Here is a 16,517-nt window from a genome sequence, read left to right as displayed (position 1 = left end):
CGCTTGGAAATATATGAATTTCCGCACGGGTTTGCGAGGTTACACGCCGCGCGCGCTTACTTCCGGCGCAGATGTTCCTCCAATCTGGGCATGATTTCCACGAAATTGCAGGGCCGGTGGCGGTAATCGAGCTGTTTTGACAGGATTTCATCCCAGCCGTCCTTGCAGGCGCCGGGGCTGCCGGGCAGCGCAAACAGGTAGGTGCCCCCCGCGACCCCGCCAGTGGCGCGCGACTGCACCGCGCTGGTGCCGATCTTCTGCATCGAGACCCAGGTAAAGACGGTGCCGAAGGCCTCGATCTCTTTCTCATAGACGTCGCGGTGCGCTTCCACCGTCACGTCCCGGCCCGTCAGGCCGGTGCCGCCGGTGGAGATCACCACATCCACCTCCGGATCGGCCACCCAGGCGCGCAACTGCGCGGCGATCTCCGCCCGCTCGTCGGGGATGATCTTGCGCGCAGCCAGCACGTGACCCGCCTCGCCGAGCCGGTCGACCAGAACCTGACCGGAGCGGTCATCCTCCAGCTTGCGGGTGTCCGAGACCGTCAGCACCGCGATGCGGACGGGGATGAAGTCCATGTTTTCGTCAATCCGGGACATTGCCTGTCACGTCCTCTCCGTAATCGTCAGCGTCATGGCCGGCGCTGCAAAAATTCCCGCCGGGGCGCACGCCGGCAAACCTGCACCAGCACTCATGGCGCCACCTCGAACCAGCTTACGCTTGGGCCGAGATTGGCCACCTGCGTCTTGCCTAATGTGCCGCGAAAGCCCCAGCAATCATGCACATGGCCGCAGAGCAGCAGCTTCGGCCGGATCCGCTCCGCCGCGGCCCGGATGGCGGTGGAGCCGACAGACTGCCCGCCGGAGGTCAGATCTCCCAGCCCCTTGGGCGGGGAATGGCAGATCAGGATGTCCGCGCGCGCACAGGCCGCCAGCATCGCTGCCGCCTGCGTCTCGCTCAGGTCGCAGGACCAGCTGCCAAAAGGCGTTTCCGGCACGCCGTAGCCCAGCCCGAACAGGCGCAGGCCTTCGAACGCCCCGCCTTCCCCATGCAGCACCGTGGTATCCGGCAAGCCCGCCGCCCGCAGCTCATCCGCGCTTTCGCCGTTTCCGGGCACCGCGACCATCGGCGCCTGCAAACCGGCCAGCAACGCCACTGCCCGGTCCAGCCCCTGCCGGCAATTGCAGAAATCGCCGGTGCCGATCACCAGATCCGCACCGGCGCTGGCCGCCACGATATCCGCCGCATGGGAGGCCGAGAGATGCAGGTCGGAGAACGCCAGGATTTTCATCGCTTTACCTCAGGACAAACTGCCCAGCCGCGCCTTGAGCTCCAGCAGGTCTGCCCAGGCCAGCCGTTTCTGCGCCGGCTGACGCAGCAGATAGGCGGGATGGAACATCGGGATCACCGGCCTGTTCCAGGCCTGGTCCCATTTGCCGCGCAGCCGGGTGATGCCGCGCTTGCCCAGCACCGCCTGGCAGCTGATATTGCCCATCAGCACCAGAACTTCCGGTTCCGCCAGCGCCACATGCCGCTCCAGAAAAGGCGTCAGCATGGCAATCTCTGCCGGCAGCGGGTCGCGGTTCTGCGGCGGCCGCCAGGGCAGCACGTTAGTAATATAAACGCTTTCGGCGCGACTGAGGCCGATCGCCTCCAGCATCCTGTCCAGAAGCTGCCCGGCCCGGCCCACAAACGGCTTGCCCTGCAAATCCTCGTCCCGGCCCGGCGCCTCGCCGATGATCATCACCCGGGCACCCGGCCGGCCGTCCGAAAACACCAGATTGCGCGCGCCGCGCTTCAGGTCGCAATGATCGAAACCCGCCAGCGCATCACGCAAGGCGGGCAGCGACGCAGCCCCCTTGGCGGCCTTCTGCGCCACCTCCACGGGATCCGCTTCCTTGGGCTTGGGCGGCGGCGCGGGGGCAGCGCCCGGCTTCGGCTTGGGGGCCGCCTGCTCCAGCGCATAGCGGTCGACCGGCGCGTCGCACAGCGCTTCGGTGGCGCCAAGCTCCGCCTGCCACTCCAACAGCGCCCGGGCGCTCCAGTAATCCAATGCCGATTCCATGCGCCCAAGCTACTCCGCCCAGCCGGCAAGCGGAACACCTCACCGGCCCTGCCCTGCAAATTCAAGCCATTCATCTTTCTGAAAATACTCCGGGGAGCGCGAGGGGCCGGCCCCTCGCCTGCGCGCCGCCAGCCCCGCGGCAACGCCTTGCCGCAACCGCGCACGCCGCCTATAAGAACCTGCAAATCAAGCGGAGCCGCCCCCTATGTCCTTCGAACACCGCCATTTGCTTGGCATCGAACCGCTGAAACCGCATGAGATCACCGCGATCCTCGACCTGGCCGACGACTATGTGGCGCTGAACCGCCGTCCCGAGAAGCACTCCGACGTGCTGGCGGGCCTCACCCAGATCAACATGTTCTTCGAGAACTCAACCCGCACCCAGGCCTCGTTCGAGCTGGCGGGCAAGCGGCTGGGCGCCGATGTGATGAACATGGCGATGCAGGCGTCGTCGATCAAAAAGGGCGAGACCCTGATCGACACCGCGATGACGCTGAATGCGATGCACCCGGATCTGCTGGTTGTTCGCCACCCGCATTCCGGCGCCGTGGACCTCTTGGCGCAGAAGGTGAACTGCGCGGTGCTGAACGCGGGCGACGGCAAGCATGAGCACCCGACCCAGGCGCTGCTGGATGCGCTGACCATCCGCCGCTCCAAAGGCCGGCTGCACAGGCTGAACATTGCGATCTGCGGCGATATCGCCCACAGCCGTGTGGCGCGGTCCAACCTGATCCTGCTCGGCAAGATGGAAAACCGCATCCGCCTGATCGGCCCGCCGACGCTGGTGCCCGGCCAGTTCGCCGAATTCGGCGCCGAAATCTATGACGACATGCGCGAAGGGCTGCAGGACGTCGACGTCGTGATGATGCTGCGGCTGCAGAAGGAGCGGATGGACGGCGGCTTTATCCCGTCAGAGCGCGAGTATTACCACCGCTATGGCCTCGACGCCGAAAAACTGGCGCTGGCCAAGCCCGACGCCATTGTCATGCACCCCGGCCCGATGAACCGCGGGGTGGAGATTGACGGCACGCTCGCCGACGACATCAACCGCTCGGTCATCCAGGAGCAGGTGGAAATGGGCGTCGCAGTGCGGATGGCGGCGATGGACCTGCTGGCCCGCAACCTGCGCGCCGAACGCCAGGCGGAGGCAGGGTGAGCGGCATGGACGGCGTGATCCATATCCCGGCAGGCGAACGCGGCGTGATCCGGCTGTTCGAACTCGCCATGCGGCCGGAGCAGGCAGCCTTCCTGAAGGAACCTGGCGCGCTGGCGCAGGTGCTGGGGGCCGAGACGCTCGACATGGAGCAGGTGGAAATTTTCCCGGTCTCCGATCTGGAGGACATCGGCCTGACCGGTTACCTCACTGAAGGCTGCGGCGTGCCGCGCGCGCAGGTCGAGGAGGACCGGGAGGTTCTGCAGGCCCAGGAGGGTCATGTGCTGCTGATCCGCTCCCGCGCGTTTGACGGCAAGGAGACGCGGCTGACCCCGGCGGATCAGATCAAGCTGATCGGCACCTATGGCGAGCGGCAGACCAATTGGAGCGCGCCGCCCGAAACGGCCGAGAGTGCCAAGCCTTATTCTGCCCCGAAACTGACGCCGCGCGCGGCGCGGGCCCAGTCCCGCCGCATCGGGGCTGTGCTGTTTACCGTTGTCATGCTGCTGATTGCGCTGCTGATCTGGGTGCTTGTGACCTGATGGCGGCACGCGAATTCAAACCGGACCGCGGCGCCTATTTCCGCGCTCACGCCTGGATGGCGGCCATCGGCATGGGCGGCGCCATGGCGGTTCTGTGGATCATGGGCAGCCCGCACATCTGGACCGGAGCCATCGGCGGCCTGGCGGCCATCGCCCTGCGCGGCTGGTACATGGCCAGCGAGGAGCTGGCGGTGGTCTGGACCCTGACGGAAGATGCCCTCAGCGGCCCGGCCGGGCGCGGCGTCGCGCTCTCTCAGATCGGCACTGTCCGCACCATGGGCAGCTATGTGCAGGTGGTCACCAAAGGCGGCGACAAGCACCTGATCAAATACCAGGCCGACCCGGCCGCGACTCTCAACGCTATCGAAAGAGCCAAGGCATGAGCACTCTCTTCATCAACGCCCGCCTGATCGACCCAGAGGCAGGCACCGATACGCTGGGCATGGTTCTGGTGCAGAACGGACGGATCGCGGCGGTTGACAGGAATGGCACCGGCGCCGCCGCGCTGCTGAGCGCCCGCAACATCGGCCAGGACGGCGTGACCCAGGTGGACTGCGGCGGCAAATGCCTGGCGCCGGGGATCGTGGACATCGGTGTCAAGGTTTGCGAGCCCGGCGAGCGGCACAAGGAAAGCTATAAATCCGCGGGTCTGGCGGCAGCTGCCGGCGGCGTCACCACCATCGTGACCCGCCCGGACACCGCGCCCGCGATCGACAGCCCGGAAACGCTGGAGTTCGTGACCCGGCGCGCCCAGGCCGACACGCCGGTGAACGTGCTGCCGATGGCGGCGCTCACCAAGGGGCGCGAGGGCCGCGAAATGACCGAGATCCGGTTTCTGATGGATGCGGGCGCGGTGGCGTTTTCCGATTGCGACCACGTGGTGCAAAACACCAAGGTGTTCCAGCGGGCGCTGACCTATGCCCGCTCCTGCGGCGCCCTGGTCATCGCCCATCCGCAAGAGCCGGGCCTGAGCGCCGGCGTGTCGGCCACCAGCGGCAAGCTTGCGGCGCTCTACGGCTTGCCCTCGGTCTCGCCGATGGCAGAGCGGATGGGGCTGGACCGCGACATTGCGCTGCTGGAAATGTCCGGCGCGAAATACCACGCGGACCAAATCACCACCGCCCGCGCCCTGCCCGCGCTGGAGCGCGCCAAGGCCAATGGGCTGGATATCACCGCAGGCACCTCTATCCACCACCTGACTCTGAACGAACTGGACGTGGCCGGCTACCGCAGCTTTTTCAAGGTGAAGCCGCCCCTGCGTTCCGAGGATGACCGGCTGGCGGTTGTCGAGGCGGTACGAACTGGGCTCATTGACGTCATATCCTCAATGCACACGCCGCAGGATGAGGAAAGCAAGCGGCTGCCGTTCGAGGAAGCCGCCGCCGGCGCGGTCGCGCTGGAGACGCTGCTGCCCGCCGCCTTGCGTCTGTACCATGACGGGCTTCTGGATATGCCCGCGCTGTTTCGCGCGATGGCGCTGAACCCGGCGAAACGGCTGGGGCTGGACAGCGGCCGCCTGGCCGAAGGCGCGCCGGCCGATCTGGTGCTGTTCGATCCGGATGTGCCCTTTGTGCTGGACCGCTTCAAACTGCGCTCGAAATCGCAGAACACGCCTTACGACGGCCAGCGGATGCAGGGCCGGGTGGAAGCAACCTATGTGGCCGGTGAGCCAGTTTACCGGAGGACCTGATGCCAGTTATCGAAAGCTCCGCCGCCGTTCTGATCCTTTGGGCGGTGATCGGCTACGGCCTTGGCTCGGTGCCGTTCGGGCTGGTAGTCACCAGGGCCTTCGGCCTTGGCAACCTGCGCCAGATCGGGTCCGGCAATATCGGCACCACCAACGTGCTGCGCACCGGCAGCAAGGCCGCCGCGGCACTGACACTGCTCCTGGATGGCGGCAAAGGCGCGGCGGCGGTGCTGCTGGCCCGCTCCCTGGCCGGCGAGGATGCGGCGCAGGCGGCGGGGCTGATGGCCTTCCTCGGCCATTGCTTTCCGGTCTGGCTGGGGTTCAAGGGCGGCAAGGGCGTGGCCACGTTCCTCGGCCTGCTGCTGGCGCTGGCCTGGCCCGCGGGCATTGCCTGCTGCCTGACCTGGCTGGCGGCGGCGGCGGCCAGCCGGATTTCCTCGATGGGGGCGCTGGTCTCGGCCCTGTCAGCGCCGGTTTGGGCGTTTGTGCTGGGATATCAGGCAGTGATTGCCCTGTCGGTGCTGCTGGCGGCGATCGTCTTTGTCCGCCATTCGGCCAATATCGCCCGGCTGCGCGCAGGCACCGAACCCAGGATCGGGCAGAAGTGACCACCGCAGAGCTGCAAGCCTTCCTTGCAGCTTTTGACGCGCTGCCGCTGGGGGCCTTCACCAGTCTGGCCGACGGGCGCAAATACGCGGTCATCCGGCAGAATTTGGCCGCGGGCAAGGCGCAGAAACTGGTGGCGCGCGAACTCGGCGGCGGCGATTACATCAGCCTCAACCTCTACCGGCTGGCCTCGGGCGCGCGGCTGAAACCCTGCGAGATGCCCGCGGAAAAGGTGGTCCGCTTCGTTCTTGATCTGAACGTTATGGAATAAGACGCTCCAGCGCCCGGCCGTTGGACCAGGTGCCATGCAGCTCTCCGCTGGGCATCCGCACATAGACCACCGGATAGGTATCGCCCCAATTCACCCAGACCACATCGCCATTGCGTGTGCCGCTGCCGGCATAGGTCTGGGTGCCGACCTGCCACTGCATCTCGATCACCCCGCCGCTGTCACGGATCTGCACGGTGCCGGAATAGCTGCTGCCGTCCGGGTTGCGGCCCTCGGCACGGTAACTGCCGCTGATGTCTTGGGCGCTGACCGGCACTGCCGCCGCCATCAAGGCCGCGGCCAGCCCGCACAGCAGCGCGCGGCGGGCGGGGAATGGGTGTTTCATGTTTGCCTCCGGTTTGCCTGCCCCTACCCTGCCCGCCGCATCGCGGCCTGTCACCCGGTCTGCGCAGGAATGCACAACCCGCTGCCGTCCGGTGCACAGTCAAATTGAGTTGTTTTGAACGTGATCGCCCGGGCCTCCACATCGGTGCCGTGACCCGCAGCATTCCGCGGCGCACATGGTGAAACACCGGCCGGGCAAGCATTTGGGAACGCCGCGGCCAGGATTTGAAAGGACGGGACCATGAACAAAGTAAAAGCACTGATCAGCGGTGTGGCATTGTCGGTTGCGATGGCAACCTCAGCCCTGGCGGCGGGGGTTGAGATCAACGCCTCCTCCACCGGTCTGGCGCTGCAGGGCTATGACCCGGTAGCCTATTTCACGGTTGGGGAGCCGACTCCGGGCAACTGGAAAATCACCGCCACGCACAACGACGCGCTGTACCGTTTCGCGTCTGAAGAGAACAAAGCCCAATTTGAAAAGAACCCCGAAGCCTACCTGCCTGAATACGGCGGCTACTGCGCCTTTGGCGCGGCGATGGGCTTCAAATTCGACGGTGACCCGACCCTGTGGAAGATCGTCGACGACAAGCTGTATTTGAACCTCGCCAAGGATATTCAAACCCGCTGGGAAGGCGACATTCCCGGTTTCATCGAAAAAGCCGACTCCAACTGGGACGGCATCGCGGACAAGGATCCGGCGGACCTGCAGACCCAGTAAGGCTCAGGCCACCACTCACAAGCACGCAGCCGGCGGCAGGACATCCTGCCGCCGGATTTTTGATGAGCGGCCGCGGCTGATACCACGGGCCTGCCCTGCCCGGGCCCCAATTCCGCCGCAGTTTCCTGCGCAACCCAAGGGAGATTAAAATGCAGCAGGTTTCCAATGATTTCCCGCATTCTTCCCGCCTTTGAAAGCTTTGCTTTCAAGTTTCTCGACTTTGACGGCCGCGCCACCCGCCTAGAGTACTGGTGCGTCATCCCGCTGGTCTGGCTGTTTATTTTCCTTATGCTGCCTGGTGATGCCTCGGAAGTCTGGGGGCACCTCCTGCGCCGCGAGGTACCGCCGCTGAACCCCTTCCACTATGGCTCGCTCGGGTTGTTCCTGTTCACCTTCATTCCGCGGCTGTCGCTGACCGTGCGCAGGCTGCATGATGCCGGGCGCAGCGGCAGATGGGCCAAGCTGCCGTTCACTGCAGTTTCGCTGGGTCTGGTGTTGAGCGTTGGCCTTCTGACAGCAATTCCGATGAGTGATCCAAGCGGCCTTGGCCCCGGGCTGATGGTCGCCGGGGCAGTGACGGCTTCCCTGTCCGGCAGCTTCTGGGAGGCGCTGTTCAATCTGGCAGCCATCGCCAATGCACTGGACTGGGACGCCATTCTAGCGATGCTGCTGGGCGTTGCAGCGCAGGCCGATCCGGGCGGTGTGCTGGATCAGACCGGCGCCATAGCGAAGCATGATCCCGTCCTGGCGTTTCAGTACTTGTTCCACTTCACGCTGATCGCGCTTGGACCATTCATCGCGCTGTTGCTGCATCTCTATTTCATGCTGCTTCCCTCAGAACGCGGCGGCAATACACACGGCACCAGCCCGGTGCCACCCCGCACGCGCGAGGCCCGCGGCGGTGAAGGAAACGCCTATGCGGGCTATGCCTATCTGGCCAAGCGCACGGAGGAAGAGGAAAGAAAGCTGCAGGCGGCGCGCATGGCGCAGGCCCGGGAATTATATCAGCGCCGGGTACTGGGCAAGCCGGGCAGCTGAGCCCGGCTTTGGAAACCAAAGGACCGCGTCGTGAACGCGGCCCTTGCAGTCTTAATAAGCGAATTCGCTGTAAATGCGGTTGAGGTCCCCGTCCCAGGCGCCGTGATAGCGCTCCAACAGCTCATCTGCCGGGACCTTGCCGCTTTCGAGGCTGTCTTTCAGGGCATTCAGGAAATGGGTCTCATCCGGCACCAGGCCGCCCGCGCCGGGCTTGTGCCGGGCCTTGAGGCCGCTTTCCGAAATAGCCACCACCTCCCGCGCCAGCTCATGCATGCTGATGCCGTTCACCTTGGCCTGCAATCCTTGCTCAGAGGCCGCCACGCGCAGGCCCTCGCGGGTCTCGGCGTCCCAGCCCTTGACCAGGTCCCAGGCCGCGTCCAGCGCGCTCTGGTCGTAGGTCAGGCCGACCCAGAAGGCGGGCAGCGCGCACAGGCGGCGCCAGGGGCCGCCGTCGGCACCGCGCATCTCGATGAACTTCTTGATGCGGGCCTCGGGGAAGATGGTGGTCAGGTGGTCCGCCCAATCGCTCAGCGTCGGGGTCTCCCCCGGCAGCGCGGGCAGCCCGCCCTTGAGGAAGTCGCGGAAGGACATGCCCAGCGCGTTGATGTATTCACCGTTGCGGTAGACGAAGTACATCGGTACATCGAGCGCATACTGCACCCAGGCCTCGAACCCGAAGCCTTCTTCAAACACAAACGGCAGCATGCCGGTGCGGTCGGCATCCAGCGAGCGCCAGACGCGGGAGCGCCAGGATTTGTGGCCGTTCGGCTTGCCGTCCAGAAACGGGGAATTGGCGAACAGCGCCGTGGCGACGGGCTGCAGCGCCAGGGCCACCCGCAGCTTCTGCACCATGTCGGCCTCGGAGGAGAAGTCGAGATTCACCTGCACGGTGCAGGTGCGGCGCATCATGGTGGTGCCCATGGTGCCGACTTCCTGCATGTAGGCGTCCATCAGCTTGTAGCGGCCTTTGGGCATCAGCGGCATGTCTTCATGCTTCCAGACCGGAGCAGCGCCCAGTCCGATGAAGCCGACGCCGATCTTATCGGCGATGTCCTTGACGTCGCGCAGATGGGCGTTCACCTCGTCGCAGGTCTCGTGGATGGTTTCCAGCGGCGCGCCCGACAGTTCCAGCTGGCCGCCCGGCTCCAGGCTGATGTTGGCGCCGCCTTTTGTCAGGCCGATCAGGTTGCCGCCTTCAATCACCGGCGCCCAGCCGTGGCCGTCGCGCAGGCCTTCCAGCACCGCCTGGATCGAGCGCTCACCAGCATAGGGCAGCGGCTTCAGCGTGTCCTTGCAATAGCCGAACTTCTCATGCTCGGTGCCAATGCGCCAGGCGTCCTTGGGCTTGCAGCCGTCGGCAAGGTATTCGGCAAGCTGCTCATGACGTTCGATCGGCCCGCCGCCGGACTGGGGAATGGACATGCCTGGCACTCCGTCCTGTTAGGTCTGTGTTGAAGGGTCAGTCGTGGGCGGAATCGCCGCCGGTGTCAATGCAGACGCAGATGTTCCGGGCGGCTGGATCTGCGCTCCCAGATCACGACCTGGTGAGCACCTTTGCGCCGCAGCTCGGTCAGCATGCGCTCGGTTTTGAGGCCCGGCAGCGCAGCAAAGACGTCAAACAGCGCCTCATAGCCTTCGGCATTCACCGGAATTGCCAGCGGCGGCTGGCCCGGCTGCTCCAGCAGCCAGTGCGGCGGTTTCGAGGAATGGTCGAGCGCCAGCCGCTCCAGCTCGGAGGCCGCCACCGCACCGCCGGTCAGAGGACCGAAATAGGCAATCTGCCCCTCGTCCACCTGCACCACGCCCGGCCCGGCTGTGCCGCGCCGGAACCGCATCCGCTGCGCGCCGATCACTGCGGTCACCAGGCCGGTGGCCACAAGGGCCCAGCCGGTGATGGCTGTGAACCCGGCCGAAGAAAACGCCCATTTCAGCCCGAGCAGGAACATCAGCACGGCGGCCAATACTTCGCGCCATTGCCACAGGGTGGCACGGGCTTCGGGGCGGATGAAACTCATTTGCTTCGCCTTATTCCAACGTCGGGCGGGGCAGCGTCCCGCCCCACCCTTCTTATTTGAGCAGCCAAGCCGGCGGATGCAATGGGCAACGCACCGATCGCCGTGCGGTTTTAGCCGCAGCTGCCCGTGACGGGCTCCTGAAACCCGGCAATCCAGTACTCGTCGAAGGCAGTCCTGCCCCTCTGGCCGGCTCGCACCACGCATTTTCGCCCGGCCCGGCACGCTGAACCGGAAGCTGCAGCCGGTATAACAGGATCCGGTTAGCAGAATCTGATCTTGGGGCAGACGAAAGCGATCCGCACGCCATGCAGGAAAATGCGGGGTTCGGGGCTGATGAAAGTCATGCTCTGATTCCAACGCCTCGCCTCAGGTCGTTGAGATAAGCCCGGATTCTGCGGCGCCTCATCTTCATGGGCCGCCCGCGCCTCGGTTTGGTAGAGTACATTCTGAGAAGAGTCAGACCGATAAAGAAAACCAGAACTGTATTGATTTCGTCCTCTGGCACGCTCGATTGGGCCAGAAACTGCAGCATCTCACTTTGGTCCAGCCCGAATAGCAACGAACCTTCTGCACACTCGCTCTGGAAGTCTTTGGACACGAGAAATATGGCCGCCTGACGGGACTGGAAGAAGGTGCCGCTGCGATGGATATCGACTGCCGTAACGCCGCCGTCCGGGCGCAGAATCAGGTTGCGGGGGGCGAAGTCGGGATGCCCGGGCGCCCGCGCTGCCGGCTGGCCGTCGAGCAGCGGCAGCAACCGCAGCAGTTCATTGCCCAGTTCGGCCAGCAGCGCCGCGTCCGGGTGCCGGGCACTGGCGCCGAGAATGGTGCGGATTTCAGCTTCGATCAGGTTCGAAGGCAGGGCGGAACGAATGATTTCGCCCTGCCCCGCCCAGCTCTGCCACGCGCAGCATTGCCGCAGGATTTGCGGCCGGTTTGCGGCGGTCTGCTTGAGCAGCTTGTCCACCGGCGTTCCGGCCTCGAAACTTACCACCACAAGGCCCAGATGGCCGGAACTGGCGAAACACCTGTTGACGGAGAAGTCCGGATGGGCGCCAAGGCGCTCAAAGCGGCGGAACGCTTGCACAGTGCCGCCGACAAAGCCGCGCCGTGCGCTGAGATCCCAGAATTTCTTCACCACCACCGGGTCCTCGCCGCGATAGCCGCGGAAGACCGAGGTCTCTTTGGAGACTTTCAGCGCACTTTGCAGCCTGATGCCGGCGCCGGGCCATTTCAGCTGCGCCTGCAGTTGCACCCGTGCCATTTGGCGGGCGGCGCCCTTCGGGCGGGCGAAAAACGGCAGCGGTTCAAGATATCCCATTACCAGTCCCCCAGTGCCTGCTGCCACAGCGTCATGGCCGCCACCGCCGCCGTATCGGCCCGCAGGATGCGGGGGCCAAGGCTGACGACGTGGGATTGCGGCAGCGCGTGCAGGCGCTTGCGCTCAGCCTCCGAGAACCCGCCCTCCGGGCCGATCAGGATGGCCCAGGGCGCGCCCTTCTGCGTCTGAGCCGCCAGTTGCAGGGCATTGCCGACCTCAGCCTCGTCGCAGAACATCAGCTGCCGCCCGGCGGGCCACTGGTCCAGGACGCGGGAGAGCTTTTGCAAGTCCGCCACTTCCGGCACATAAGTACCGCCGCATTGTTCCGCGGCTTCGACCGCATGGGCCTGCAGCCGGTCCTGGCGGATGCGCTCGGAATTGGTGAATTCGGTCTGCACCGGCAGGATGCGGGCAGCACCCATCTCGGCCGCTTTCTCGACAATGAAATCAGTGCGCGCCTTCTTGATCGGCGCGAACATCAGCCACAGGTCCGGCGGCAGCTGCAAGGGCTTGGTCTGCACTTGGCAGACCAGCGTGCCGCCGCGTTTGCCGGTCTCGGCCACTTCGGCCAGCCACTCGCCGTCCTTGCCGTTGAACAGCGCCACAGCAGCGCCCGCTGCCAGCCGCATCACCCCGAACAGGTAATGCGCCTGATCCCGGTCCAAAGGAACCGTTTGCCCTGCCCCCAAGGGGTGCTCTACATACAGTCTGATTTTTGCACTCATGGGGTCCTACATATGCAAGGCCAGAAGCCAGCGCCAGAGGGTCAGGTCGCGGATGCGGTTACCGGAAACTGGGTCGACACACATGCCCCGGAATGGACGCGCCCCTATCTGCGGCTCTCCCGCGCCGACCGGCCGATCGGCACCTGGCTCTTGCTGATCCCCTGCTGGTGGGGGCTGGCCTTAGCGATCCTGGCGGATCAGAGCCCGCGCTGGCAGGATCTGTGGATCGCCATCGGCTGCGCCGCCGGCGCCTGGCTGATGCGCGGCGCGGGCTGCACCTGGAACGACATCACCGACCGCAACTTCGACGGCCAGGTCGAGCGCACCCGGTCGCGCCCCATCCCCTCCGGCCAGGTGACGGTCAAGGGCGCGCTGGCCTGGATGGCGCTGCAATGCTTGGCTGGCCTGATGATTCTGCTGACCTTCAACCAGGCGGCCATCGCCATGGGCATCCTGTCTCTGCTGCCGGTCGCGGTCTATCCCTTTGCCAAGCGGTTCACCTGGTGGCCGCAAGTGTTTCTGGGTCTCGCCTTCAACTGGGGCGCCATGCTGGCCTGGGTGGCCCATACCGGCTCCTTGGGCTGGCCGCCGGTGCTGCTGTATCTGGCCGGGATCGCCTGGACGCTGTTCTATGACACCATCTATGCCCATCAGGACACCGAGGACGACGCGCTGATCGGGGTGAAATCCACGGCCCGCTTGTTCGGGACGCAGACACCGGTGTGGCTGCGCCGCTTCATCGTGGCCTTTGTCAGCCTGATGGCGCTGGCAGTCATCGGAGCGATGCTGGAGAGCGCTTCGGTGCTGGCCCTGGTGCTGGCGCTGGCCGGGCCTTGGGCGATGGGCTGGCATATGACCTGGCAGCTGCGCGCCTTTGACGCAGAGAACAGCCAGCGGCTTTTGCAGCTGTTCCGGCTCAACCGCGATACCGGCCTGATTCCGCTGATCTTCTTTGTCCTGGCCATGTTCGTGTGATTGAATCGCGGCCGCTCGCGGGGTAAGAGCCTGTAACGCAAACTGGGAATGTGCCGCCATATGCGCTTGTCTAAGCTGATGATCCCGGGCCTGGCCTTTGCCGCCGCAGCCGGGCTGAGCCTTGTTGCCGCCGGATTTGCCGTCACCGCCGTGGAAGAGAGCACTGAGCGCGGCGTGCGCGCGGCGCTGGACGGCGGCGGCTATACCTGGGCGGAGGTGACGGCAGACGGGCTGCAGGTGCTGCTGGAAGGCACCGCCCCGGATGAGGCCACGCGGTTTTCGGTCAAATCGCTGGTGGGCACGGTTGTCGACGCGGCCCGGATCGTGGACGGGATGGAGGTTCCGCCTGCGGATGGCCTGGCGCCGCCGCGGTTCTCGGCGGAAATCCTGCGCAATGACGGCGGCATTTCCATCATTGGACTGATCCCCGCAGGCTCCGGCCGCGCCGCGCTGGTTGAGGAGCTGGAGAGCCTGGCCGGGCCGGAACATGTGGCCGACTTCCTGGAAACCGCGAAATACGGCATTCCCGAAGGCTGGCCGGAGGCGATGGGCTTTGCTGTGGAGGCGCTGAAACTGCTGCCGCGCGCCAAGATTTCCGTTTCGGCGGGAGAGGTCTCGGTGACGGCCATTTCCGGCAGCGAGGAGGCCAAGGCGCAGCTGGAAGAGCGGCTGGGCCGCACCGCGCCGCCGGGACTGCGGCTGGCGCTCGACATCGCAGCACCGCGGCCGGTGATCACCCCGTTCACCCTGCGTTTCCTGCTGGACGGCAACAGCGCGGAGTTTGACGCCTGCTCTGCCGAAAGCGAGGAAAGCCGCGACCGTATCCTGGCTGCCGCCCGCAAGGCCGGGCTGCAGGGGGATGCGGATTGCGTGATCGGCATGGGCGTGCCCTCGCCCAACTGGGCCCGGGCGGCAGAGCTGAGCATTGCCGGCCTTGCTGAGCTGGGCGGCGGCTCGGTCACTATCGCCAATGCGGATATCACGCTGGTGGCCGCCGAAGGCACTCCGGAGGCGCGCTTTGATCACGTGGTGGGCGAGCTGGAAGGTGCCCTGCCCCGGGTCTTTGCCCTGCACGCGGTGCTGCCGGTGCCAGAGGCGCAGGATGCCGGCGGCGTGCCGGAATTCACCGCCACCCTCAGCCCCGAGGGTCAGGTGCAGCTGCGCGGCCGCCTGTCCGATGCCGCCCTGCGCAAGGTTGCGGACAGCTACGCCAAGGCGCGGTTCGGCTCCGGCAATGTGCATACAGCGGCGCGGGTCGCCGCCAACCTGCCCGCTGACTGGCCGGTGCGGGTGCTGGCGGGGCTGGAAGCGCTGTCTTATCTGCAGCGCGGCGCGGTCACGGTGACACCCGGCAACCTGGAACTGCGCGGCATGAGCCACCGCAAGGACGCACCGGCGGAAATCGCCCGCTTCCTGTCGGCCAAGCTGGGCGAGGCCGAGACTTATGGCCTCGACATCACCTATGAAAAGCCGCCGGAGCCGACGGACAAGCCGCTGCCGCCGGAACTCTGCGAGGCGCAGCTTGCCAGCGCCCAGAGTGACGGCAAGATCACATTCGAGCCCGGCTCCGCCACCATCGCCGCGGACAGCGCCGGGACAATGGACCGGATCGCGGACATCCTGGGCCGCTGCGGCCCGGTGCGGCTGGAGATCCAGGGCCACACCGACAGCCAGGGCCGCGAGGCGATGAACCAGAACCTGAGCCAGGCGCGGGCGCAATCGGTGCTGAACGAGCTGCGGGCGCGCCGGGTTGTGACCTCGACCTTTGCCGCCAAGGGCTATGGCGAGAGCACCCCGATTGCCGGCAATGACACTGAGGAAGGCCGCGAGGCCAACCGCCGCATTGAATTCAAGCTGATCCGCCCTGCCGCACAGGCGGGGAGCGCAGAAGGCAGCACCGGTGACGAGACCGCCGGCGGCGAGGACGCCGAAGGCGCAGAGGACGCACAGGAGACCACAGAGTAATGAACAGAACCGAGTTCATCATCACCACCGCGATCATCCTGTTTGCGGCCTTTGCCATCGGCTGGTTCGCCAACTGGCTGGTGCACCGCTTCACCCGGGTGCGCCAGAGCGACGTGGCCGACCTCGACCGGATGAGCCAGGAGCTGCATGAGGCAGAGGAGACCCGCGACCAGGCGATCACCTATCTGCAGCAGCGCGAGGCGGAGCTGACCAACCAGCTGACCCAGACCGAAGCCGAGTTGCGCGCGGCAATGGACGGCCTGCGCGAGGCCCGCCGCGAGGCCGAAGAACTGCGCAGCCAAATCCCGCACTAAGGGTCCAAGCGGGGCACTCCCGCGCCTGCAGGCCGTGATGGCTGCGCCAGCACATCCTGAACAGCCTTGGGCCCGGCGCCGCGCTGACGCGCGGCGTTTTCTTTATGCTAAGAAGGCCTGAACGGGCAGGTCTGCCCATCTTGGCCTCATTCGATTGTATTTGAAGGTTGGCGCGTCAAGGTCAAGCCGCTTCGCGGGGCCTGCGGCCTCCTTGACCCGCCGGCTGCTGCAGGCGGCCGCCGTCGCGCGTCAGCGCGGCGCCGGGCCCAACAGATAGAGATCATCTGTGATGATCGATTAGCTGGCGGGAGCCCCCGCCTTGGTTCTGCAGACTACCAGCGCTTCAATGCGTCTTCGTCGGCGTCCTTGGCAGCCACCCAGTCCGAGCCGCCACCTGCCAGGATTTCCTTCTTCCAGAACGGCGCGCGGGATTTCAGGTAGTCCATCAGGTATTCCGCTGCCTCAAAGGCATCCTTGCGGTGGCGGGCGGCGGTGGCGACCATCATGATCCGCTCGCCAGGGGCCAGGCGGCCGTGGCGGTGGATCACCAGCGCATCGGCCAGCGACCAGCGCTTCATCGCCTCTTCCGCGATGGCGGTCAGGGCTTTTTCGGTCATGCCGGGGTAATGCTCGATCTCCATCGCGGCAAGCCCGCACTGATCGGCGTCCCGGACAACGCCGGTGAAGGTCACCACCGCACCGGCCCCCGCAACGCCCTCGGCGAAAGCGTCGCTCTCGGCGCCCAGCTCAAACGGGGCCTCCTGGACGGAAATCCGCATC

General features: G+C 65.8%; 20 protein-coding genes. 11 read left to right on the top strand and 9 right to left on the bottom strand.

Annotation, left to right across the window (positions count from 1 at the left end):
- Window positions 1–56: 56 nt before the first annotated feature.
- The 3 genes from moaB to PHA8399_RS05320 all read right to left on the bottom strand — a co-directional run bounded on the left by moaB (window position 57) and on the right by PHA8399_RS05320 (window position 2,065).
- Complete coding sequence (gene moaB, locus PHA8399_RS05330) at window positions 57–599, bottom strand: molybdenum cofactor biosynthesis protein B (protein ID WP_058285139.1); 543 nt, start codon at window positions 597–599, stop codon at window positions 57–59.
- 92 nt (window positions 600–691) lie between these two features.
- Entirely contained in the window at window positions 692–1,291 is a 600-nt protein-coding gene (locus PHA8399_RS05325; protein WP_058285138.1) for a metallophosphoesterase family protein, read from the bottom strand.
- Window positions 1,292–1,300: 9 nt separating this feature from the next.
- A complete protein-coding gene (locus PHA8399_RS05320) occupies window positions 1,301–2,065 on the bottom strand; it encodes a uracil-DNA glycosylase (protein WP_058285137.1) in 765 nt (254 codons plus the stop codon).
- A gap of 205 nt (window positions 2,066–2,270) precedes the next feature.
- Between PHA8399_RS05320 and PHA8399_RS05315 the strand changes: the two genes are divergently transcribed.
- From PHA8399_RS05315 to PHA8399_RS05290, 6 genes are read left to right on the top strand one after another with little or no spacing between them, the layout of a single operon-like run.
- Window positions 2,271–3,221: an aspartate carbamoyltransferase catalytic subunit gene (locus PHA8399_RS05315; protein ID WP_058285136.1), complete on the top strand. Its 951-nt coding sequence runs from the start codon at window positions 2,271–2,273 to the stop codon at window positions 3,219–3,221.
- 5 nt (window positions 3,222–3,226) lie between these two features.
- Window positions 3,227–3,760, top strand: coding sequence for a hypothetical protein (locus PHA8399_RS05310; RefSeq protein WP_058285135.1), 534 nt, complete (start codon window positions 3,227–3,229; stop codon window positions 3,758–3,760).
- A complete protein-coding gene (locus PHA8399_RS05305) occupies window positions 3,760–4,143 on the top strand; it encodes a hypothetical protein (RefSeq protein ID WP_058285134.1) in 384 nt (127 codons plus the stop codon). Before PHA8399_RS05310 ends, PHA8399_RS05305 begins: the two co-directional genes overlap by 1 nt.
- A complete protein-coding gene (gene pyrC / locus PHA8399_RS05300; protein ID WP_058285133.1) occupies window positions 4,140–5,450 on the top strand; it encodes a dihydroorotase in 1,311 nt (436 codons plus the stop codon). The genes PHA8399_RS05305 and pyrC overlap by 4 nt, the downstream gene beginning before the upstream one ends.
- Window positions 5,450–6,055, top strand: coding sequence for a glycerol-3-phosphate 1-O-acyltransferase PlsY (plsY, locus tag PHA8399_RS05295; protein WP_058285132.1), 606 nt, complete (start codon window positions 5,450–5,452; stop codon window positions 6,053–6,055). The genes pyrC and plsY overlap by 1 nt, the downstream gene beginning before the upstream one ends.
- The gene (locus PHA8399_RS05290) at window positions 6,052–6,324 is read left to right on the top strand and encodes a hypothetical protein (RefSeq protein WP_082649464.1); all 273 of its coding nucleotides are present in this window, start codon (window positions 6,052–6,054) and stop codon (window positions 6,322–6,324) included. Before plsY ends, PHA8399_RS05290 begins: the two co-directional genes overlap by 4 nt.
- On the opposite strand, the gene lfb1 is transcribed toward PHA8399_RS05290, so the two are convergent.
- Complete coding sequence (lfb1, locus tag PHA8399_RS05285; protein ID WP_058285131.1) at window positions 6,314–6,667, bottom strand: LIC10280 family protein; 354 nt, start codon at window positions 6,665–6,667, stop codon at window positions 6,314–6,316. The genes PHA8399_RS05290 and lfb1 overlap by 11 nt on opposite strands.
- A 240-nt stretch (window positions 6,668–6,907) precedes the next feature.
- Here lfb1 and PHA8399_RS05280 point away from each other — a divergent pair, with 240 nt between their 5' ends.
- A complete protein-coding gene (locus PHA8399_RS05280; RefSeq protein WP_058285130.1) occupies window positions 6,908–7,384 on the top strand; it encodes a YHS domain-containing (seleno)protein in 477 nt (158 codons plus the stop codon).
- A 165-nt stretch (window positions 7,385–7,549) separates the two neighbouring features.
- The gene (locus PHA8399_RS05275) at window positions 7,550–8,422 is read left to right on the top strand and encodes a DUF805 domain-containing protein (protein WP_058285129.1); all 873 of its coding nucleotides are present in this window, start codon (window positions 7,550–7,552) and stop codon (window positions 8,420–8,422) included.
- Between the two features lie 51 nt (window positions 8,423–8,473).
- On the opposite strand, the gene PHA8399_RS05270 is transcribed toward PHA8399_RS05275, so the two are convergent.
- From PHA8399_RS05270 to PHA8399_RS05255, 4 genes are all read right to left on the bottom strand, one after another.
- Entirely contained in the window at window positions 8,474–9,844 is a 1,371-nt protein-coding gene (locus tag PHA8399_RS05270; protein WP_058285128.1) for a glutamate--cysteine ligase, read from the bottom strand.
- Window positions 9,845–9,909: 65 nt separating this feature from the next.
- On the bottom strand, window positions 9,910–10,437 hold the full coding sequence (locus PHA8399_RS05265) for a hypothetical protein (protein WP_058285127.1): 528 nt from the start codon (window positions 10,435–10,437) through the stop codon (window positions 9,910–9,912).
- Between the two features lie 340 nt (window positions 10,438–10,777).
- Entirely contained in the window at window positions 10,778–11,758 is a 981-nt protein-coding gene (locus PHA8399_RS05260; RefSeq protein ID WP_058285126.1) for a hypothetical protein, read from the bottom strand.
- Entirely contained in the window at window positions 11,758–12,483 is a 726-nt protein-coding gene (locus PHA8399_RS05255) for a 16S rRNA (uracil(1498)-N(3))-methyltransferase (RefSeq protein WP_058285125.1), read from the bottom strand. The genes PHA8399_RS05260 and PHA8399_RS05255 overlap by 1 nt, the downstream gene beginning before the upstream one ends.
- A 12-nt stretch (window positions 12,484–12,495) precedes the next feature.
- On the opposite strand from PHA8399_RS05255, the gene ubiA reads away from it, so the two are divergent.
- From ubiA to PHA8399_RS05240, 3 genes are read left to right on the top strand one after another with little or no spacing between them, the layout of a single operon-like run.
- Complete coding sequence (ubiA, locus tag PHA8399_RS05250; protein WP_058285124.1) at window positions 12,496–13,458, top strand: 4-hydroxybenzoate octaprenyltransferase; 963 nt, start codon at window positions 12,496–12,498, stop codon at window positions 13,456–13,458.
- A gap of 60 nt (window positions 13,459–13,518) precedes the next feature.
- On the top strand, window positions 13,519–15,423 hold the full coding sequence (locus tag PHA8399_RS05245) for an OmpA family protein (RefSeq protein WP_058285251.1): 1,905 nt from the start codon (window positions 13,519–13,521) through the stop codon (window positions 15,421–15,423).
- A complete protein-coding gene (locus tag PHA8399_RS05240) occupies window positions 15,423–15,737 on the top strand; it encodes a hypothetical protein (protein ID WP_008556394.1) in 315 nt (104 codons plus the stop codon). Before PHA8399_RS05245 ends, PHA8399_RS05240 begins: the two co-directional genes overlap by 1 nt.
- Window positions 15,738–16,069: 332 nt before the next feature.
- Here PHA8399_RS05240 and PHA8399_RS05235 read toward each other — a convergent pair whose 3' ends face one another.
- Window positions 16,070–16,516: a molybdenum cofactor biosynthesis protein MoaE gene (locus PHA8399_RS05235; protein WP_058285123.1), complete on the bottom strand. Its 447-nt coding sequence runs from the start codon at window positions 16,514–16,516 to the stop codon at window positions 16,070–16,072.
- Window position 16,517 lies beyond the last annotated feature (1 nt).

Origin of the sequence: Leisingera aquaemixtae (genome assembly GCF_001458395.1) — a bacterium.
Lineage (GTDB): Bacteria > Pseudomonadota > Alphaproteobacteria > Rhodobacterales > Rhodobacteraceae > Leisingera > Leisingera aquaemixtae.
This window is presented reverse-complemented; position numbering and strand designations above follow the sequence as displayed.